19 protein-coding genes are annotated in these 19,626 nt (G+C 72.7%); 11 read left to right on the forward strand and 8 right to left on the reverse strand.

The window, feature by feature from the left end; all coding sequences use genetic code 11:
• Window positions 1–102 precede the first annotated feature (102 nt).
• The 3 genes from O7542_RS30405 to nudC are packed head-to-tail and all read left to right on the forward strand — an operon-like array spanning window position 103 to window position 3,697.
• Window positions 103–1,413 (forward strand): pitrilysin family protein, encoded by a 1,311-nt coding sequence (locus O7542_RS30405; protein WP_064447904.1) that lies wholly within the window; start codon window positions 103–105, stop codon window positions 1,411–1,413.
• The gene (locus O7542_RS30410; protein ID WP_281605533.1) at window positions 1,410–2,753 is read left to right on the forward strand and encodes a pitrilysin family protein; all 1,344 of its coding nucleotides are present in this window, start codon (window positions 1,410–1,412) and stop codon (window positions 2,751–2,753) included. The genes O7542_RS30405 and O7542_RS30410 overlap by 4 nt, the downstream gene beginning before the upstream one ends.
• Window positions 2,750–3,697 carry an NAD(+) diphosphatase gene (gene nudC, locus O7542_RS30415; RefSeq protein ID WP_281605534.1) on the forward strand — a complete coding sequence of 316 codons (948 nt, stop codon included), beginning with the start codon at window positions 2,750–2,752 and terminating at the stop codon, window positions 3,695–3,697. The genes O7542_RS30410 and nudC overlap by 4 nt, the downstream gene beginning before the upstream one ends.
• A 191-nt stretch (window positions 3,698–3,888) precedes the next feature.
• On the opposite strand, the gene O7542_RS30420 is transcribed toward nudC, so the two are convergent.
• From O7542_RS30420 to O7542_RS30430, 3 genes are all read right to left on the reverse strand, one after another.
• Window positions 3,889–4,158, reverse strand: a complete 270-nt coding sequence (locus O7542_RS30420) for a hypothetical protein (protein WP_064447902.1) — start codon at window positions 4,156–4,158, stop codon at window positions 3,889–3,891.
• A 196-nt stretch (window positions 4,159–4,354) separates the two neighbouring features.
• The gene (locus tag O7542_RS30425) at window positions 4,355–4,594 is read right to left on the reverse strand and encodes a DUF397 domain-containing protein (protein ID WP_069087338.1); all 240 of its coding nucleotides are present in this window, start codon (window positions 4,592–4,594) and stop codon (window positions 4,355–4,357) included.
• A 70-nt stretch (window positions 4,595–4,664) separates the two neighbouring features.
• Window positions 4,665–5,645, reverse strand: coding sequence for a helix-turn-helix transcriptional regulator (locus O7542_RS30430; protein ID WP_030503665.1), 981 nt, complete (start codon window positions 5,643–5,645; stop codon window positions 4,665–4,667).
• 205 nt (window positions 5,646–5,850) lie between these two features.
• Here O7542_RS30430 and O7542_RS30435 point away from each other — a divergent pair, with 205 nt between their 5' ends.
• Window positions 5,851–7,104, forward strand: a complete 1,254-nt coding sequence (locus O7542_RS30435) for an MFS transporter (protein WP_043328456.1) — start codon at window positions 5,851–5,853, stop codon at window positions 7,102–7,104.
• A 58-nt stretch (window positions 7,105–7,162) separates the two neighbouring features.
• Here the strand turns inward: O7542_RS30435 and O7542_RS30440 are convergent, their stop codons facing one another.
• Window positions 7,163–7,405: a mycoredoxin gene (locus tag O7542_RS30440; RefSeq protein ID WP_043328458.1), complete on the reverse strand. Its 243-nt coding sequence runs from the start codon at window positions 7,403–7,405 to the stop codon at window positions 7,163–7,165.
• Between the two features lie 91 nt (window positions 7,406–7,496).
• Here O7542_RS30440 and O7542_RS30445 point away from each other — a divergent pair, with 91 nt between their 5' ends.
• The 3 genes from O7542_RS30445 to O7542_RS30455 all read left to right on the forward strand — a co-directional run bounded on the left by O7542_RS30445 (window position 7,497) and on the right by O7542_RS30455 (window position 10,501).
• Window positions 7,497–9,620: an ATP-dependent DNA helicase UvrD2 gene (locus O7542_RS30445; RefSeq protein WP_281605535.1), complete on the forward strand. Its 2,124-nt coding sequence runs from the start codon at window positions 7,497–7,499 to the stop codon at window positions 9,618–9,620.
• 129 nt (window positions 9,621–9,749) lie between these two features.
• Window positions 9,750–10,004 carry a hypothetical protein gene (locus O7542_RS30450; RefSeq protein ID WP_082931090.1) on the forward strand — a complete coding sequence of 85 codons (255 nt, stop codon included), beginning with the start codon at window positions 9,750–9,752 and terminating at the stop codon, window positions 10,002–10,004.
• A gap of 131 nt (window positions 10,005–10,135) precedes the next feature.
• Complete coding sequence (locus O7542_RS30455; RefSeq protein WP_030503670.1) at window positions 10,136–10,501, forward strand: WhiB family transcriptional regulator; 366 nt, start codon at window positions 10,136–10,138, stop codon at window positions 10,499–10,501.
• Between the two features lie 317 nt (window positions 10,502–10,818).
• Here O7542_RS30455 and O7542_RS30460 read toward each other — a convergent pair whose 3' ends face one another.
• The 3 genes from O7542_RS30460 to O7542_RS30470 all read right to left on the reverse strand — a co-directional run bounded on the left by O7542_RS30460 (window position 10,819) and on the right by O7542_RS30470 (window position 13,625).
• On the reverse strand, window positions 10,819–12,165 hold the full coding sequence (locus O7542_RS30460; RefSeq protein WP_030503671.1) for an AarF/ABC1/UbiB kinase family protein: 1,347 nt from the start codon (window positions 12,163–12,165) through the stop codon (window positions 10,819–10,821).
• Window positions 12,166–12,175: 10 nt separating this feature from the next.
• Window positions 12,176–13,288 (reverse strand): TOMM precursor leader peptide-binding protein, encoded by a 1,113-nt coding sequence (locus tag O7542_RS30465; protein WP_140946507.1) that lies wholly within the window; start codon window positions 13,286–13,288, stop codon window positions 12,176–12,178.
• A 169-nt stretch (window positions 13,289–13,457) separates the two neighbouring features.
• Window positions 13,458–13,625 carry a DUF5679 domain-containing protein gene (locus O7542_RS30470; protein ID WP_007464795.1) on the reverse strand — a complete coding sequence of 56 codons (168 nt, stop codon included), beginning with the start codon at window positions 13,623–13,625 and terminating at the stop codon, window positions 13,458–13,460.
• 471 nt (window positions 13,626–14,096) lie between these two features.
• On the opposite strand from O7542_RS30470, the gene O7542_RS30475 reads away from it, so the two are divergent.
• Both O7542_RS30475 and O7542_RS30480 read left to right on the forward strand, forming a co-directional pair.
• Window positions 14,097–14,618 carry a M48 family metallopeptidase gene (locus O7542_RS30475; protein WP_043328464.1) on the forward strand — a complete coding sequence of 174 codons (522 nt, stop codon included), beginning with the start codon at window positions 14,097–14,099 and terminating at the stop codon, window positions 14,616–14,618.
• Between the two features lie 115 nt (window positions 14,619–14,733).
• Window positions 14,734–15,342 (forward strand): hypothetical protein, encoded by a 609-nt coding sequence (locus tag O7542_RS30480; RefSeq protein ID WP_281605536.1) that lies wholly within the window; start codon window positions 14,734–14,736, stop codon window positions 15,340–15,342.
• A 179-nt stretch (window positions 15,343–15,521) separates the two neighbouring features.
• Here O7542_RS30480 and O7542_RS30485 read toward each other — a convergent pair whose 3' ends face one another.
• Entirely contained in the window at window positions 15,522–16,793 is a 1,272-nt protein-coding gene (locus O7542_RS30485; protein WP_082931089.1) for a zinc-dependent metalloprotease, read from the reverse strand.
• Between the two features lie 115 nt (window positions 16,794–16,908).
• Here O7542_RS30485 and O7542_RS30490 point away from each other — a divergent pair, with 115 nt between their 5' ends.
• Together O7542_RS30490 and O7542_RS30495 are read left to right on the forward strand one after the other, a co-directional pair.
• Window positions 16,909–17,922, forward strand: coding sequence for a PDZ domain-containing protein (locus O7542_RS30490; protein ID WP_176722737.1), 1,014 nt, complete (start codon window positions 16,909–16,911; stop codon window positions 17,920–17,922).
• A gap of 151 nt (window positions 17,923–18,073) precedes the next feature.
• Window positions 18,074–19,626: UPF0182 family protein (locus O7542_RS30495; RefSeq protein WP_281605537.1), on the forward strand; the 1,553-nt coding region annotated here is incomplete at its 3' end.

Genomic DNA, 19,626 nt, shown 5'->3' on the forward strand with positions numbered 1-19,626 from the left:
GGGCAAGTGGCCGTCGGCGTCAAGACCCGTCCCGCAACAGTCCACCGTTCGGCCAGGGCACACCGGCGATAGAGCCGGTACGGAAGCGCTAATGTCGATCTCGTGTCCACGCGGAGAGCGAAGATCCCAGCGACGAAGTACCCGGCCGAACGGTTCACCCTCGACAACGGCCTGCGTGTGGTGCTCACGCCGGACCGCAGCGCCCCGGTCATCGGGGTGGCTGTGGTCTACGACGTCGGCATCCGCTCCGAGCCGGAGGGACGCACCGGCTTCGCCCACCTCTTCGAGCACCTGATGTTCCAGGGGTCGGAGAACCTGGAGAAGCTGGCCCACTTCCGGCACGTCCAGGGCGCCGGCGGGACGTTCAACGGCTCCACCCACCTGGACTACACCGACTACTTCGAGACGCTGCCCGCCAACGCCCTGGAACGCGCGCTGTTCCTGGAGGCCGACCGGATGCGCGGCCCCCGGCTGACCGAGGAGAACCTGCGCAACCAGGTCGACGTGGTCAAGGAGGAGATCCGGGTCAACGTGCTGAACCGGCCGTACGGCGGGTTCCCCTGGCTGACGCTGCCTCCGGTGATGTTCGACACCTTCCCCAACGCGCACGACGGCTACGGCTCCTTCGACGACCTGGAGTCGGCGACGGTGGCCGACGCCGCCGACTTCTTCCGCCGCTACTACGCCAGCGGCAACGCCGTACTGGCGGTCAGCGGCGACATCGACGTGGCCGAGGCGACCACGCTCATCGAACGGCACTTCGGCGACGTCCCGGCCCGTCCCGCCCCGCAGCGGCCCGACTTCGCCGAGCCCGACCTGACCACCGAGCGGCGCAGCACGTACACCGACGCGCTGGCGCCGCTGCCGGCGGTGGCCGGCGCGTGGCGGGTGCCCGACCCGGTCGACGACTTCGCCGGCTACCTGCCCTACGTGGTGCTGGCCGAGGTGCTCACCGACGGCGACGCGTCCCGGCTGGTCGAGCGGCTGGTGCAGCGCGACCGGTCGGTCACCAGCCTCGGCGGGTACGTCGGTTTCATGGGCGACCCGTTCGACGTGCGCGATCCCACCGCGCTGCTGCTCCAGGCGCACCTGCCGCCCGGCGGCGACGTGGACAAGGTGCTGCGCACCATCGACGAGGAACTGGACCGGCTGGCGACCGACGGGCTGACCGACGGGGAGCTGGCGCGCACCCAGGCCCGGATGGCCACCCACCTGCTGCGCGACACCGACGCGGTGCTCGGCCGGGCGCTGCGGATGGCCGTGCTGGAACAGCAGCGCGGCGAGCCGGGCCTGCTCAACGAGCTGCCCCGGCTGGTCGGCGCGGTGACCGAGGACCAGGTCCGCGCCGCCGCCGCGACCCTGCGGCCCGAGCGCCGCGCGTCCGTCGAGGTCGTCGCCGGAGGAGCCCGATGAGCACGAGTACGACCACCGCCACCGCCGTCCGGCCGCTTCCGGCGCTGCGCCCGAACCGCCGTCTCAAGGTGCCCAAGCAGGCCGAGCGCACGCTGCGCAACGGCCTCACCGTGATCGCGGTACGCCGCTCCGCCGTACCGCTGGTCGAGCTGCGACTGTGGATGCCGTTCGGGCGCACGCACCTGGCCCGCGGCGCGATGCTGGCGCAGACCATGCTCGCCGGCACGCAGGCGCACAGCGCCACCGAGATCGCGGCCGAGCTGCAGAAGGTCGGCGGCGGACTGACCGCCGGGCTCGACCCGGACCGGTTGATGCTCTCCGGCGCGGGCCTGGTCACCGGCCTGGACCGGATGCTGGAACTGCTCGCCGAGGTGCTCACCGGCGCCAACTACCCGGCCGACTGGGTGGAGACCGAACGGGACCGGCTGGTCGACCGCATCCAGGTCGCCCAGAGCCAGCCCTCGCACCTGGCCCGAACCGCCCTGCTCAAGCGGGTGTACGGCCGCCACCCGTACGCCGTGCAGACGCCCGACCCGGACCAGGTCCGGGCGGTCCGCCCGGCCGCGTTGCGCCGGCTGCACGCCGAGCGGGTGCACCCGGCCGGGGCGGTGCTCGTGCTCGTCGGCGACGTGGCGCCGGAGCGGGCGCTGGACGCGGCCGAGCAGGCGCTCGCCGGCTGGCGCGGCGACGGCCACGTCGCCGAACTGCCGCCCGCGCCGCCGCTGGAACCCGGGCCGCTGCTGCTGGTCGACCGGCCCGGCTCGGTGCAGTCGTCGCTGCGCCTCGCCCTGCCCGCGGTGCCGCGCACCCACCCGGACCACGCCGCGCTGCAACTGGCGAACCTCATCTTCGGTGGCTACTTCTCCTCCCGCTGGGTGGAGAACATCCGCGAGGACAAGGGCTACACGTACGGGCCGCACTCGCTCGTCGAGCACTCGGTGGCCGGTTCGGTGCTCGTCGCCGGCGCCGAGGTGGCCACCGAGGTGACAGCGGCGGCGCTGGTGGAGACGAACTACGAGCTGGGCCGGCTCGCCACGGTGCCGCCGAAGGCCGACGAGCTGGAGCAGGCCCGCCAGTACGCGCTCGGCACGCTCCAGCTCGGCATGTCGACCCAGGCCGGGCTCGCGTCGCTGACCAGCGCGTACGCCGGCAACGGGCTGCGGCTGGACTTCCTCGCCGAGCACGCAGCCCGGCTCGCCGCCGCGACTGTGGACGACGTGGCCGAGGTGGCCGCCCGCTACCTGGCGCCGGCCCGCGCGGTCACCGTCGTGCTCGGCGACGCCGAACGGGTGGCCGACTCGCTCGCCGCGCTGACACCGGTGCGTACGGAATCCGCGTGAGCGGCGAGCCCGCGCCGCCGCTGGCCCGGTCCACGCTCGACCGGGCCGCCCACCGGCGTACCGACCCGGCCTGGCTGGCCGAGGCGTGGGAGCGGGCGCGGGTGCTGGTGCTCGACTCCGCCGCCGAGGGGCGTGCCCTGGTCCGGGGCGTGGCGAGCCCACCCGAACTGGTCCTGGTCGGCCCCGGCGACCTGCCCGAGGTGCCCCGGTCGGTGCCGATGTTCCTCGGCGTCGAGCCGGACGGCGTGCCGGTCTTCGCGGTCGACGGGCCGCTGCCGGCGCTGCCGGAGACCCGCCCGGCGCACCTGCGCGAGGTCGGCCACCTGATGACCGACCGGGACGCGGGCCTGTTCACCACCGCGCTGGCGCTGCTGAACTGGCACCTGCGGCACGGCTACTCGTCCACGACCGGGAAGGCGACGCAGGCCGACGAGGCCGGCTGGTCACGGATCGACCCGGGCGGCGACCGGGTCTGGCCGCGTACCGACCCGGCCATGATCGTGCTGGTGCACGACGGCATGGACGGCGCGGACGGCCGCTGCCTGCTCGGCAACAACGCGGCCTGGCCGCGCACCCCGGGACAGCGCCGCTACTCCTGCCTGGCCGGATACGTCGAGCCCGGCGAGTCGGCCGAGGCCGCCGTGCTCCGCGAGGTCCGCGAGGAGGTAGGCGTCCCGGTCGAGGAGATCGCGTACGTGGGCAGCCAGTCCTGGCCGTTCCCCGGCTCGCTGATGCTCGGCTTCCTGGCCCGCGCCGACGCCGACGCGCCGATCCGGGTCGACCTGGCTGAGATCGCGCACGCGCGCTGGTTCACCCGCCGGGAGATCGGGGGCGCGCTGGCCGGCGAGCCGGTGCCGGTGGGCGGGGGAGACCGGCTGGTCCTGCCGCCGCCGTCGTCGATCGCGCTGTTCCTGGTGCACCGCTGGCTCGACGGCCACTGCTGACCCGCCCTGGTTCCGCCCGCCCGTCGGGTTGGGGCGTTTCGGCTGGCGGGCGCAGGGCCGGGCGGGCACGGTCCCGGCCCGGACCGTCGTTGCCGCGACGGTCGCGGGCCGGGAACACGGGCCGTCGTGGCCGGGTGAGGCGATGATCGGCGGGGGAAGCCGGTCCGGCCACGACGGACGTCAGCGTCCGGTCATCCACCGTGCCAGCGGTACGGCTGCCCCGGTGCGGGCTCCTCGATGGGCAGCACCTTGACCCGGTGCCGGCCGGCGCGTACCGCCCCGACGGCGGACAGCGCTCGGGCGAGCAGGAGCGCGGCGTCCCGGTCCTCGGCGTGGACGACCTGGCGGCGGGGTTCCGGCGTGCTCGTCTCGTCCCGCAGGCGGCCCCCACCGGCCCAGGCGGCGGCGATGTCGGCGTCGGCGGCGGTACGGATCTCGGTGCGGACGATCAGGAACCGCATGGTGTCCCCCGGAGAGTGGACGGTTACCCGCTGGAACTTCCACGTCACTCCCGCGTCATGTTACGCCGATGTGTCCTCCCGACAAGTGGAACGCGCCACCTCGACCGATCGGGGGATGCCAGGTCAGCACCGTTGTCGGGGCCGGACACGCGAGGGGCCGCCGGCGTGACGCCGACGGCCCCGAACGTTCGCCGGATCAGTCTAGATCGAACTGACCGTTCTTCGCTCCGGCGAGGAAGCCGAGCCAGCCGGCCCGGTCGAACAGCAGGACCGGCCCGCTCGGGTCCTTGCTGTCCCGCAGCGCCATGGTCGCCGGCCCGGTGCCGAGCGGCGCGACCTCCACGCAGTTGGAGGTCTGGCTGCGGGTGCTCTTGCGCCAGGCGGCGCCCACGAGCTGTCCCGAGAGGGCGGTCGTGCTGGTACGGATCTTGTTCATGGTGCTTGCTCCTGGTGAGGTGCTCCGATGGGACCGAGCGACGCCGGAGCGCGGACGGTGTCCTACCGGATCACCGCTCCGTGGTGAGGCGCCCCGAGTCCCGGCGGCGCTGGGTCGGCGCCGTTGCCGGCCCGTACACCGCCGTGGACTCGACTGCCGTGCCGGTCAGCCGTCCTGTCGCCTCGATCAACCAGGAGAGGGTGTCCGATGCGGAGAGTGCCGACGAGCATAGCCACTCGAACACCACTTTATAGCGATTTAGGGTGTTCACCTCGGTCGACATGACGTCGGTGAACCCACCTTCGATGGCCAATGTCTCCGGATCGAGCGGATCGGCGAACCGGTAGACCGAGAACGCGGTCGGCGGAAGGTACCAGTCGCCGACCCGGGTGTCCCGCAACAGCAGCAGCAACGTCACGTTCGGGAGCAGGGCCATCTCGCACAGGTGGACGAGCTGGTCGTGCAGCACCTCCGGCGGGCCGGCCCGCCGGCCGAGGGCGGCCTCCTCCAGCACGGCCGTGTACCGGGGCACGTCGGGGGAGCGGGTCAGCAGCGACTGGCGGGCCTGCCGCGCGCGTACCTCGGTCTCCGGGTCCTCGTGCTCCTGGTCGCCGGCCTGGGCGGCGACCTGCGCGGCCGACATGATCCGGTGCCGGGCGTACCCGGGCGTCTGCAGCAGCCCCGGGACCAGCACCGGGTTGTACTCGGAGATCTCCGCGCAGCCGGCCTCCAGCTCGGCGAAGGCGCGCTGCTGCTGGGTCATCACCGGGAAGTTGCGCAGCCAGCCGCGCATGTCGCCGGCCTCGTGGGTGATGCCGGTCAGTTCCGCGCGCTGCTCCTCGTCGGCGCCGTAGAGCGTCAACAGCACGTCCACGTCGTCCGGGTCGGGCCGGCTGCGGCCGTTCTCCAGGCGGGACAACTTGGATGCGGAGGCCCAGCCGATCCGCTCGATGACCTGGTCACCGGTCAGACCGGCCTGTTCGCGGAGCCGGCGCAGCTCGATGCCGAGTCGACGGCGGCGCAGAATCGGGCCTGGTACGGCAGGAGGCACGGCGTCCTCTTTCCCGTCGACCGTCGCAGGACGCGACGGTAACTGTATGAAATTCGCCCCCCACGGTCAGTATGGACGTCGCGACCGGCGTCGGAGGTTCCGGCACGGGCGTGTCACGAGACAAAAAGAGGACTGTGGAGGGTGTCTTCACCAGCGCCCACCCCCGACGCGCCCCTGGTGGCGCACCCCTGCCGGAGGCAACCCGATGCGCACCGTCCTGCGCCGCCCCGACTTCCGTCTCCTCTTCGCCGCAGTGGTGGCGAGCATGGCGGCGGAGTCGGTGCTGCTGCTCGCCCTGGCCGTCTGGGTCAAGGATCTGACCGGGTCGGACAGCATGGCGGGGGCGACCATCTTCGCGGTCATCGCACCGATGGCCCTCGCCCCGCTCGTCGGCTGGGTGGTCGACCGCTACCGCCGGAAACCCTTCTTCATCGCCGCCAACCTGGTCGCCGCGGCGCTGCTCAGTCCGCTGCTCACGGTCCGGGACCGCTCCGACGTCTGGGTGATCTACGTGGTCGCGGCGTTCTACGGACTGTCGTACATCACCCTCGCCGCCGTGCTCAACGGACTGATCCGGCATCTGGTTCCGGCCGAGTCGCTGGCCGACGCGAACGGACTGCTGCAGACGGTCCGGCAGGGCCTGCGGCTGATCGGGCCGCTCGCCGGGGCGGGCGTCTACGCCGCCGTCGGCGGCTGGCTGCTCGCCGTCCTGGCCATGACCGGATTCCTGGTGGCCGCGGCGGTGGTCGGCCGGCTGCGGGCGCAGGAGCGGGAACCGTCCCGGTCCGGCCGCCGCGGGCCGTCCGAGCTGAGCGCCGGGCTGCGCCACCTGACCGGCGAGCCGGCGCTGCGCCGGGCGCTGCTCGGGTACGGGCTCGGCTCGCTGGTGATGGGCTTCACCGAGTCGCTGATCTTCGCGTACGTCGACCTGGGTCTGCGCCGCGAGGCCGCGTTCGTCGGCGTGCTGGTCATGGTGCAGGGCGTCGGCGGCCTGGTCGGCGGCCTGTTCTCGGCCGCCGTGGTCCGCCGGTACGGCGAAGTCGGGGCGCTGGCCGCCGGGGTGACGTTCTTCGGACCGGCCGCGCTGGCGCTCGCGTACCCCCGGTTGTGGCTCGGGGTGGTGGCGCTGCTGCTGGCCGGCCTGTCGCTGCCGCTGACCATGGTGGGGTTGAACACGCTGATCCAGCGGCGGACGCCGCCGCGGCTGCTCGGCCGGGTCACCGCGGCGTCGGAGGCCCTGGTCAGCGGTCCGCAGGCGCTCTCCATCGGCACCGGCGCGCTGCTCGTCGGGGTGTTCGACTACCGGCTGCTGTTCGCAGTGGTCGGGGCGGTCACCACGGCGGCCGGCCTCTACCTGTGGCGGGGCCGCGGGCTGAGCGCGCCGGTCGCCGGGCCGGTGCGGATCCCGGGGCCCCGGAAGCCGGCCGACGACGGCGTGCTCAGTCGGGGCGGCTCCTGAACGACGGCGAGCGGCCGTACCCCGGGTCGGGTACGGCCGCTCGCAGTGTCGCGGGAGATCAGCCGGGCAGCGCGGCCAGGTGCTGCTTGACCTGGTTGATCGAGGGGTTGGTCAGGGCGCTGCCGTCGGCGAAGCGCAGCGTCGGCACGGTCTGGTTGCCGCCGTTGACGCTCATCACGAAGTCCGCGGCCGCGGGGTCCTGCTCGATGTCGACCACCTCGTACGCGATGCCCTCCCGGTCGAGCTGCGACTTCAGCCGGTGGCAGTAGCCGCACCACGGGGTGGAATACATCGTCAGCATGGTCTGGTCCTCCAAGGGGTGGCTCGCGCCCGGTCCGATCAGGCCAGGCTAACCGCTGCAACGTCACACGATGCTGGGATGATTCCCTGCTGTGGGCGTTCACTCAGGTGCGGAACGGGTGCTGGCCGGGCTGGATCCGGAGCAGCGGTCCGCGGTGACCGCCCCGGCCGGGCCGGTCTGCATCCTGGCCGGCGCCGGCACCGGCAAGACGCGGGCGGTGACGTCGCGGATCGCGTACCGGGCGCTGACCGGCGACATCGCCGGCCGGCACGTGCTGGCGGTCACGTTCACCGCCCGCGCCGCGGCCGAGATGCGCAGCCGCCTCACCGTGCTCGGCGTGCAGGGGGTGCAGGCGCGCACGTTCCACGCGGCGGCGCTGCGGCAGGTCCGCTACTTCGCGCCCCGGCTGCTGGCCGGGCGGGCCATGCCGGAGCTGCTGGACAGCAAGGTGCGGGTGGTCACGCTCGCCGCCGCCAAGGTCGGGCTGCGCGCCGACCGGGCCGCCGCGCGCGACCTCGCCGCCGAGATCGAATGGGCCAAGTCGTCGCTGGTCGAGCCCGGGGAATACGTGGTCGCCGCGGCCAAGGCGCTGCGCGAGACGCCGTACGAGCCGGCCCGGGTGGCCGACGTGTTCGACGCGTACGAGCGGCTCAAGCGCGGCAACGGGGTGATCGACTTCGAGGACATGCTGCGCGCCGCGGTCTGGGGCATCGAGGAGCATCCGGACGTCGCCGAGCAGGTGCGCAACCAGTACCGGCACTTCGTGGTCGACGAGTACCAGGACGTCAACCCGCTCCAGCAGCGGCTGCTGGAGGCGTGGCTGGGTGGCCGGGACGACCTGACAGTGGTCGGCGACGCCAGCCAGACGATCTACTCGTTCACCGGCGCGACCTCGTCGTACCTGGTCGACTTCCCCCGGCTGCACCGGGGCGCGACAGTGGTCCGGCTGGTCCGCGACTACCGCTCCACCCCGCAGGTGGTCGGGCTGGCCAACGCGGTGATCTCCCAGGCGCGGGGCACCGAGGCGCGGCTGCGGCTGGAGCTGCACGGCCAGCGCCGGCCCGGTCCGGAGCCGGAACTGCGGATCTTCACCGACGAGCCGGCCGAGGCGAACGCGGTCGCCGCCCGCTGCCGGGCGCTGGTCGCGGGCGGCACCCCGGCGCGGGAGATCGCTGTGCTGTTCCGCACCAACGCGCAGTCCGAGGCGTACGAGAAGGCGCTCTCCGAGGCCGGCGTGCCGTACGTGCTCCAGGGCGCGGAGCGGTTCTTCGAACGGCCCGAGGTGCGCCAGGCGATGATCGCGCTGCGCGCCGCCACCCGGTCGGCGTCCGTCGACACGCCGCTGCCGGCCGCCGTGGTCGAAGGGCTCTCGGCGGTCGGCTGGGCGCCCGACGCGCCCCCGCCCGGCGGCGCCGCGCGCGAGCGGTGGGAGGCGCTCGCCGCGCTGGTCCAGCTCGCCGAGGAGTACGCCGCCGACGCCGAGGCGGAGCCGGGGCTGACCGGGTTCACCGAGGAACTGGCCCGGCGGGCCGCCCAGCAGCACGTGCCCACCGTCGAGGGGGTCACGCTCGCGTCGCTGCACTCGGCGAAGGGGCTGGAGTGGGACGCGGTGTTCCTGGTCGGGCTGGCCGAGGGCACGCTGCCCACCACGTACGCGAAGACCATGGAGCAGGTCGAGGAGGAACGGCGGCTGCTCTACGTCGGGATCACCCGGGCCCGGGAGTGGCTCTGGCTGTCGTACGCCACGGCGCGCTCGCCGGGTGGGCGGGCCCGGAGGCCGTCGCGCTTCCTGCCGCAGCTCGACCGCTCCGGCGGCGGCGAGCGGGCCGGCGGCGGCGGACCGGCGCGGCGGGCCGAGCGGCGCCGGCCGCAGGTGGTCTCGTGCCGGATCTGCGGCGCGACGCTGCTCGCCGGCGCGGACCGCAAACTGGGCCGCTGCCCGACCTGCCCGTCGGACATCGACGAGGAGCTGTACGAGCGGCTGCGCGAGTGGCGGCAGCGGGTCGCGGGAGCGCAGAAGGTGCCGGCGTACGTGGTCTTCACCGACGCCACGCTCACCGCGCTGGCCGAACGGAAGCCCGGTCGCACCGAGGAACTGGTGGCGATCGCCGGGATCGGGCCCCGAAAAGTCGGGCTTTACGGTGATACGGTCCTCGCCCTGGTGGCGGGCGCCACGGTGGACGAGGTCTGCTCACAGAAAACTTCTGAAAACTAGCCGTAAATCGTTTGCCCTCGCCCGAGGGCGAGGAATAGCCTCATGACACACCTCGCGAGCGGCGCTGTTCTGGCTGCTCAACGGGGATGAGTCCACGGTCGGCACGAGGAGAGTAGGGAGGTGGCACCAGTGAAGATCTTCAACTATGAGCGTCTCGCGGCGATGCCGTCTGCCGTCGCTCCGCTGTCGGCTGTCCGGGTGGCCCTCGCCGCTCGACCGTCGGCTCCGCAGGTGCACCAGGTCCAGGTTCAGGCCGAGCTGAACCTGACCGTTGCGCCGATCGCCGGAGTCGAGGGGACCAGTGGCTTCGCGGGCAAGGGCATCGATGGCGCCAAGAAGCGCACGGATGTCCGCGGCGTTCCACCTCGAGGTAGACCGGTCTGATCCATCAGACGCCGGCTCACCTCGAGGCCGCGGAACCCGCACACCGGGATCCGCGGCCTCAGTTTTTTGTCCCGCCGAAGTACGTCGGAATGCGATCCACGAGATCGAAGTGAGAGAGAGGTGACCGGAGGATGAGTCTGGCGTTGGCCCCCCTCGACGTGAGCGTCGACGTGGAGGCGAACCTGCCCTGCCGGAAGTTCGACCCCGACCTGTGGTTCTCCGACTCGCCCGCCGAGCTCGAGCTGGCCAAGTCGCTCTGCGGGGACTGCCCGCTGCGCGTCGAGTGCCTGGCCGGGGCGGTCGAGCGAGCCGAGCCCTGGGGCGTCTGGGGCGGCGAGATCTTCGAGCGTGGCGCGGTCGTCCCGCGCAAGCGGCCCCGTGGCCGTCCGCGCAAGGAGGACCTCGCCCGCGACGCGCAGCTCCGGGTCGAGGCGGAGGCGCGACTGGCGGCCAGCGGGCTGTCCGAGTCGCGTAGCGCCGTCCGGCTGGCAGCCTGACACACCTACGTTCCAAGACCGACCGATGCCGGTGTCCCTCCACCGGCCGACCTGAGAGAGAAATTCTGATGCTGAACCTGCCGAACGGATTCGAGATGCAACTACTCCACGAAGCGTTGTCCAGGGCCCGAATGCGCCGGCCTCAGGCCGGTCGCACCACCACGAGCACTGAGGCAACCCGTTCCGCCCGTACCGTCGCCATGCGGAGTCGCAGCCAGTCGGCACGCGACCTGGGCGTCCTGTAGAACGATCGCGTGAGGAAGGGGCGGTGACCTGCTGGTCACCGCCCCTTCGCCTGTTCCGTGCCCAGCCGGTGCTCAGGGCACCGGCGCGAAGCCGGGCAGCCAGCGTTCCAGGATCGACCGGTAGGACGCCTTCGCCTCCAGCTGGCAGAGCACGCCGATCGAACCCAGCGTGACCCGGTGGATCATCAGATACGACGGGGGCAGGTTGAGCTGGCGGCTGAGCTGGTACGCGGGGGAGCGGGGACTGGCCAGCCGGGTCGCCTCGGCGCGCAGCCAGGCCCGGGTGAAGCGGAACTCGTCGGCCGCGATCGGCTCCAGCATCGGACGCAGGAAGTCGAGCACCGCCGGGGCGTCGATCGACTCGGTGCGGCTGACGAAGCCCTCGGCGCGCAGCCCCTCCACCACGGCGTCGGCGTCGCCGTTCAGCGCGAGCGCCGCGATCCGGCCGATCGGCTCCGGCGTGCCCTGCGGCATCCGGGCCACCGCGCCGAAGTCGATCACGCCGAGCCGCCCGTCCGGCAGCAGCCGGAAGTTGCCCGGGTGCGGGTCGGCGTGCAGCAACCCGGCCCGCTCCGGCGCGGAGAGGTGCAGCTCGGCCATCAGCCGGCCGGCCTCGTCGCGCTGCTCCTCGGTGCCCTCCCGGATGATCTGGGACAGCGGGATGCCCTCGACCCACTCGGTGATCAGCACCCGGGGCGCGGCGTCGAGCACCTCGGGGATGAAGATGTCCGGGTCGTCGGCGTACGCGGCGGCGAACGCCCGCTGCGACTCCGCCTCCAGCTCGTAGTCCAGTTCCTCGGTGATGCGCTCGCGCAGTTCGGCCAGGAGCGGCTTCACGTCCAGCCCCGGCTGGATCGCCCGGAACATGCCGCCGAGCCGGGAGAGCTGCTTGAGGTCGGCGAGCAGGGCGTCACCTGCGCCCGGGTACTGGATCTTCACGGCCACGTCCCGGTGCTGCGGGCCGCCGTTCGGGCCGTACCCGGGGTCGCGCCAGAGGGCGCGGTGCACCTGGCCGATGCTGGCCGCCGCGGCCGGGGTGTCGTTGAACTCGACGAACCGGTCGCGCCAGTCCGGGCCGAGCTGCTCGGCGAGCACCTTGTGCACTGTCGCCGCCGGCAGCGGCGGGGCGGCCTCCTGGAGCTTGGTGAGCGCCTGCCGGTAGGGTGCGGCCACCTCCTCGGGCAGCGCCGCCTCGAACACCGACAGGGCCTGGCCGAACTTCATCGCCCCGCCCTTGAGCTGCCCGAGCACGCTGAACAGCTGCTCGGCGGTGCGCTGCTGGATCTCGGCGGAGATGACGTCGGACGCGAGCCCGGTCACCCGCTTGCCCATGCCGAGGACGGTTCGACCGGCGAATCCGAGCGGCAGGGCGGCGAGTTTGGCGGTGCGGGACACGGCCCGGCGCGGGATGTCGGTCACCCGGCCATTGTTACCGACTCGGGGCCCTCGCTGCTGCCGTGCGGCCGGGAGCGGCCGGGGCCGACCGGATCGGGCGACGCCGGCAGCAGCCACAGGAGGGGTGCGGCGGCCACCGTCGGTGACGCACCCGGCCCGGGGCTGCGACCTCCACCGCGCCGCCGAGCGTCTCCGGGTGGCCGCCGTCGAGCTGGGCCAGCGCCTCGGCCGTGGCGAACGCGGCGGCGGCGAGCCGGGTGGTGGCGGCGCAGGCCCGCTCGCCCCGGTCGGCGGCGAGCTGGGCGGCGAGCGCCGGCCAGTCCGGGTCCCGGTCGCCGCGGTGCAGGTCGAGGCAGCGCAGGCACGGACCGACGGGTGGGCGGACCAGCGGGCCGATCACGGGTACGCCGCCGCGCAGGTCGAGCAGCAGGTGGGGCTGGCGTCGCCGGGCGTACCCGGTGGCCAGCAGCTCGGCCGGCCGGTCCACGCCGAGCTGCACCACCAGGTCCGGCCGGGCCGCCCGGATCGGGGTCGTGGCAGTGCCCGGCGCGCACCGCTCCAGCGCCGCGCGTACCGCCGGGCCCAGCGGCCGGCCCAGCTCCGCGGCGGTCAGGCCGGTCCCGACCAGGTCGCCGACGCCGACCGGGCCGGCCAGATCGGGTACGACGTGCCCGACGCCGGCCTGGGCCAGCGCGACGGCGACCGCCGCGCCGAGTCGTCCCGTGCCGGTGACCAGCACCCGGGCGGACCGGCGGCGGCGCAGCAGCCGGGCCGGTGTGCCGGGCAGGTCGGGGCAGGTAAGCGCCAGCGCGGCGGCCTCGGCTGCCAACCGGGTCCGGACCGCGCCGGCGAGGTCACGGGGGAACAGGGCCTGCGCGGGCACCACCAGGCCGGCGTCGCGGAGCGTGTCGAGCAGCGCGCGTGCCTCGTCGGGCGGCACCCGGGCGGCGCCGGCCTCGGCCAGCACGGCGCGTTCGCTGCGGGTGCCGTCGAGCAGGTCGAGCAGGCGGGCCGTGCCCGGCGAGGACATCTCCAGCAGCACCGCCCGGCCGGGCAGCTCACCGAGTTGGAGCGTGTGGCGGTCGCGCCAGAGCCGGGTCAGGCCGGGCAGCAGGATCGGACGGACGAGCGGTGTCGGATCGGTCACGGCACCGATAGTGACCGTCTCCAAGCGCTCCGTCGTTCGTTGTCCACAGGTGCGGCGAGCCGTGGCCAGCCTTGTCCACAGGATCTCGCCGGTTTTCCACAACTGGCGGGTAACTGTGTCGGTTACCCGACGGGGAGGGCGGCCGAGGGCCGCCCTCCCCGTGGAGCGGTCAGACCTTGGCCTTGCCCAGGATGCGGTTCACTGTTGTGCCGCACACCGGGCACTTGCCCTTGGCCATGTTCATGCCGGTCTTCGAGACCTCCACGTGCCCCTCGAAGTCCCGCTTCTCCTTGCACTTGACGCAGTAACCGTTGTAGGTCTGGGCCTGGTCGGCCACGGTAGCCTCCTCGTCTCGTCCGCCGGAGGTTGTCCCGGCGGTCTCCCTGCGGCCGAACGTGACGTCGGCGCCGGGGGGTTCTCCGCGATCAGTCACCTGACCGTGGTTGGCGGACCCTACCCAGGTCTGGGCGGTTCCATGTCAGCTGTACGCCGACTCTGTGAGCTAGTCGACGTCGAGAGTGTGCATGCCGAGTTACGTCGGATAAGTCAGTTTCGCGCGGACACGCCGGGTAAAAGCGCCCAGATCCCCTTCGTGTGCCCCTGACGCCGGTCACTCACCGTAGATCACTTAACGTTGCAGAGGGTCGGTTGGTGATGGTCATCTACCAGCGCAAAGAATTTTTTCTGGACTCCTGACAATCAACCGCCATTTTCCGGGCGCGTGTCGTCGTGTTGACTCTTGCGGAGTCCTGGTCAGTACGCATTAGCTTTCCATCGTGACAGTCAACCGAGGCTGCGCGGGCCGGTAATGGCCGTGACGCGGAAGCCCGTCGTCGAGGTACGGCGCAGTCAGCGCCGGCGGCGCACGGTGTCCGCGTACCGGGACGGGGAGCGCGTCGTCGTGCTGATCCCCGACCAGTTCTCCCGGGCCGAGGAGAGCGAGTGGGTCGACCGGATGCTGGCCCGGCTCGCCGCCCGCGAGGGCCGGCTCGCCCGCTCGGACGCCGAACTGCTCGCCCGCGCCCGCCGCCTGATCGACAGCTACCTTCCCGAGTACGGCTCGGCCGCCGTGCCCGCGAGCGTGCGCTGGGTGACCAACCAGAACGGCCGCTGGGGCTCCTGCACCCCCGCCGACCGCACCATCCGGATCTCGCACCGGATCCAGGACATGCCCGACTGGGTGATCGACTACGTCCTCCTGCACGAGCTGACGCACCTCATCGTGCCCAGTCACAACGCCGAGTTCTGGGCGCTGGTCGCCCGGTACCCGCGCTCGGAGCGGGCGCGCGGCTACCTGGAGGGCGTGGCCGCCACCGCCGCCATCCCCTGACCGCGCCCCCGCCCTCTGGCGCCCGCGCGGTCGATCATGAAGTTGACCTGGTGATCCGTCCGTTTCGTCACCGTCAACTTCATGATCGCGTGTGGGGTGGGGTTAAGGTCGGCGGGTGTCCCGACGTGTGGTGGTGGCGTTGCTCGGCCCGGTGACCTGGACGCCGCCCGGAATCGAGCCGGCGCGATGGCGTACCGCCCTCGCCGAGGACGTGGTGGACCTGCTGGCCACGCTGAACGAGGTGGAGACCGCCGTCGCGGTCGCCGCGCGGGACCGCTGGCTGGCCGACGCCGTGGTCTGGCCCGGCACCCCGGTGTACGAGGTGCCGGAGCCGACGCCGAACGCGGTGTTCGCGGCGCTCGCCGCTGCGGGCTACGACCAGGTGGCAGTGGTGGCGGCGGACGCGCCGGACGTGCCGGGGCTGACGCTCGGCAAGCTGCTGCGGCCGCTGACCACCCGGCCGGTGGCGGTGGCCCCGGTCGAGGGAGGCGGAACCGGTCTGCTGGGAGTGGCTGCTCGACTGCCCGTACCGGCGTGGTTGCCGGCGCTGGACCTGGACACGACCGCGCCGGCCGAGGTGCGCCGGGCCGCGCCGAGCCCGGGGGACGTGGCGGTCACCGCCGGCTGGCGCCGGATGCGCGGTCCCGCCGACCTGGCCGCGCTCGACCCGGCCGTCGAGGGCTGGGAGGCCACCCGGGCCCTGCTGTCCGGCCGCCCCGTCTGACCCCTGTCCCTACTGCCTCGCCGCGCATCCGGCCACTCCGCGCATCCGGCCACTCCGCCGATCTTGGAGTTGTGGTGCCTGACAAACGTCGCTACCCGGGCATCCTGGGCGCCACAACTCCAAGATCGATGGGCCGGGGCGGGCGGGCCGGGCCGGGGCGGGCCCGGGGGTGTGCTGCGTCAGCGCTTGTCGTCGTCCTCGCCGGGGGACTTCTCCTCCGGGGCGCCCGGCGCGGAGAAGTCGAAGTTCGCCAGCTCGTCGTCGAGATCGGTGCTGGTCGTGGCGAACGCCTCCGGCGCGGCGAAGTCGTCGTCGGAGGGCAGCAGGTCCGGGTGGCCCCAGATCGCGTCCCGGCCGGCGATGCCGCGGTGCTCGGTCAGCGCCGCCCACAGCACAGTGGCCTCGCGCAGCCGGCGGGGCCGCAGTTCGAGACCGACGAGCGCGGCGAACGTCTGCTCGGCCGGGCCACCCGCGGCGCGGCGGCGGCGGAACGCCTCGCCGAGGCGTACGACGTTGGGGAGGCGGTCACCGGCGGCGCTGTCGACGACGTGGCAGACCCAGCCCTCGACCAGGGCGAGTACGGTCTCCAGCCGGGCCAGCGACGCCTTCTGCGCGGGAGTGTCCTCGGGCGTGAAGATGCCCTCCAGCGCGATCGCCTGCATCGACTCCGGGTCGGTCGGGTCGACCCGGCCCATCGCCTCCTCGATCGCCTCCCGGTTGACCCGGATGCCCGCGGCGTAGTTCTCCACCGCGGTCAGCACGTGCCCGCGCAGCCACGGCACGTGCTGGAACAGCCGCTGGTGGGCGGCCTCGCGCAGGGCCACGTAGAGGCGTACCTCGTCCTCGGGCAGCTCCAGGCCCTCGCCGTACGCCTTGATGTTGGCGGGGACGAGCGCGGCGGTGCCGGCGGGGCCGAGCGGCAGGCCGATGTCGCCGGCGGAGAGCACCTCGGCGGCGAGCGAGCCGAGCGCCTGGCCGAGCTGGCCGCCGAAGAGCGCGCCGCCCAGCGTGGCGACCATCGACTGCATCGGGCCGAGCTGGGCGCGGGCCTCCGGCGGCACCAGGTCGCCCATCGCGCCGACCATCCGGCTGGCGACCGGGTCGCAGAGCTTGCGCCACACGTCGAGCGTCTTGAAGATCCACTCGTTGCGGTTCCAGGCGACCGAGGTGCGGATGCCGGAGGGCCACGAGGTCGCCGGCTCCAGCCAGAGGTCGGCGATGCGCAGCGCCTCCTCGACCGCGTTGCGTTCGAACGGCGACACCGCCGGGTCGCCGGCGGCGGCGAGCTGGCTGGCGGCTACCTGCCGGGCCAGGTCCCAGTTGACCGGCCCGCTGCCCGGCGCCGAGAGCAGGTGCTGCAACTGCGACATGAACTGCTGCATCGCCGCGGGATCGTTGGGGTCCGGTGGTTGACCACCCGGGAGCGCGAAACCGAACGGAATATCAGGCACGACGTCTACGGTACGCGGGCCCCGCCGCAGGTCGTGCCACTCGGCGTTGCGCTGAGGGCGAAGTCCTCGGGTCACCGCGCCGGGCGGCGGGGCGCGGATCGGTACGCTCTGGCGCATGAGACGTCGCGGCGTGACCGTCCTGCTCGGTGCCCTGCTCACCGCACTGCTCAGCGTCGGTGTGCTGAGCGTGCCGCTGCCGTACGTGGTGCTCGGCCCGGGTCCGACGGTGAACACGCTGGGCAGCGAGGACGGCAAGGAGGTCATCCAGGTGACCGGCCGCTCGACGTCGACGTCCGCCGGTCAGCTCCGGCTCACCACGGTCGGCGTGCAGCCGACGGTGCGGCTCCGTTCGGCGCTGGCCGGATGGTTCTCCTCGGACGAGGCGGTGGTGCCGCGCGAGCTGGTCTACCCGCCGGGGCAGTCGCAGGAGGAGGTCGAGAAGCGCAACGCGGAGGACTTCCAGAACTCGCAGACCAGCGCCGAGACGGCGGCCCTGCGTGAGCTGGGCTACCCGATCAAGGTGCTGGTCAAGGCGGTCACGGCGGGCGGGCCGTCGGCCGACGTGCTGCGCCCCGACGACGTGCTCACCTCGGTCGACGGGGTGCCGGTGACGAGCGCGGCCAAGCTGACCGAGCTGATCCGGTCGAAGCCGGCCGGCACCGCGCTGCGGATCGGCTACACCCGTGGTGACACCCCGGGCACGGCCACGGTGACCAGCCAGGAGCAGGACGGCCGGCCGCGGATCGGCGTGGAGATCGATCAGCAGCAGCCGCACCCGTTCACCCTCAAGATCGACCTGGGGGACATCGGCGGGCCGAGCGCCGGGCTGATGTTCTCGCTCGGCATCATCGACAAGCTGGAGCCGGCCGACCTGACCGGCGGCAAGATCATCGCCGGTACCGGCACCATCGACGACGAGGGCCGCGTCGGCCCGATCGGCGGTATCGCGCAGAAGCTCGTCGGCGCCAAGGAGGCCGGCGCGAACGCGTTCCTGGTGCCCGCCGACAACTGCGCCGAGGCCGTCCGCAACCCGCAGCCGGGCCTGCCGATGCTGAAGGTCGCCACGCTGGACGAGGCATTGAAGGCACTCGAGGCGCTGCGTACCGGGGGGCAGCCGACGCGCTGCTGAACCGGCCGGGACCACGACTGCTGTGCCGATCGTGACGTGACCTTGACCCGACGTGCTCAGGATGACCCCGTACTCTTGGTGCCTGGTCGGAGCCGATCACATCGAGCGTGCGGAGCCAACAGTGGTCATGCGTAGCAGTCCCTTGCCGAGGATGAGCCGACGCGGACGCGTCACCATCGGTGTCCTGATCGGGGTGTTCGTCTTGTTCACCCTGCTCGGCTGGGGCGTCAACGCATGGACGGACTGGCTCTGGTTCAACGAGGTCCGCTACACCCAGGTCTTCACCGGCGTGCTCGCCACCCGGCTGCTGCTGTTCCTGGTGGTCGGCGTCGGCATGGCGCTGATCGTGGCCGGCAACCTCTGGCTCGCCTACCGGCTGCGACCCCGGATGCGCCCGCACTCGGCCGAGCAGGCCACGCTGGAGCGCTACCGGATGCTCCTGAGCCCTCGCCTCGGCACCTGGATCGCGCTCGCCGCCGCCGTCGTCGGGCTGTTCGCCGGCCTGTCCGCGCAGAGCCGGTGGAGCCAGTGGCTGCTGTTCCGCAACGGCGGCGACTTCGGCGTGAAGGACCCCGAGTTCGGCATCGACGTCGGCTTCTACGTCTTCCAGCTCCCGTTCTGGCGCTACCTGCTCGGCGTCGGCTTCACCGCCGTCGTGCTGTCCCTGCTCGGCGCGCTCGCCGTGCACTACATCTTCGGCGGGGTGCGGCTGCAGGGCGTCGGCGACCGGATGACGAACGCCGCCCGCGCCCACCTCAGCTCGCTGGTCGCGTTCTTCGTGCTGCTCAAGGCCGTCGCGTACGTGCTGGACCGGCGGGCCATGCTGCTGGAGTACAACGACAGCGCCAAGCTCTACGGCGCCGGCTACGCCGACGTCAACGCGCTGCTGCCGGCGAAGGAGATCCTCGCCTGGATCTCCGTCCTGGTGGCGCTGGCGATCATCGTGTTCTCCAACGCGGTCATGCGGAACCTGGTCTGGCCGGGCATCTCGCTCGCCCTGCTCGGCGTCTCCGCGGTCGCGATCGGCGGCATCTACCCGTGGGCCGTGCAGACGTTCGAGGTCAAGCCGAGCGCCCGGGACAAGGAAGCGCCGTACATCGAACGCAGCATCAAGGCCACCCGCACCGCGTTCGGCCTCGAAGGCACGAAGACCACACCGTACGCGGCGAGCAACCTCGTTCCACCCGCCAGCCTGGCCACCGACACCTCGGTGGTGCAGAACATCCGGCTGCTCGACCCGCAGCTGGTCTCCGAGACGTACACCCAGCTCCAGCAGGTACGTGGCTTCTACGACTTCGGCTCGAAGCTGGACATCGACAGGTACTCGGTCAAGGACAAGACCTCCGACTACGTGGTCGGCGTCCGTGAGATCAACTACGGCGAGCTGACCGACCAGCAGAGCAACTGGATCAACCGCCACACCGTCTACACCCACGGGTACGGTCTGGTGGCCGCCCCGGCGAACCAGGTGGTCTGCGGCGGTCAGCCGTACTTCGTCTCCGGCTTCCTGGGTGAGAAGGCGCAGGAGGCGTGTTCCTCGCCGGCCGAGGAGATCCCGGCCCAGCAGCCGCGGATCTACTACGGCGAGCGGATGGAGCCCGGGGACTACGCGATCGTCGGCCAGAACGGCGACCGCAACGTCGAGTTCGACCGGCCCACCTCCACCGGTGGCGAGCAGTACTACACCTACAGCGGCGAGGGCGG

This window comes from Micromonospora sp. WMMC264 (genome assembly GCF_027497275.1).
GTDB lineage: Bacteria > Actinomycetota > Actinomycetes > Mycobacteriales > Micromonosporaceae > Micromonospora > Micromonospora chalcea.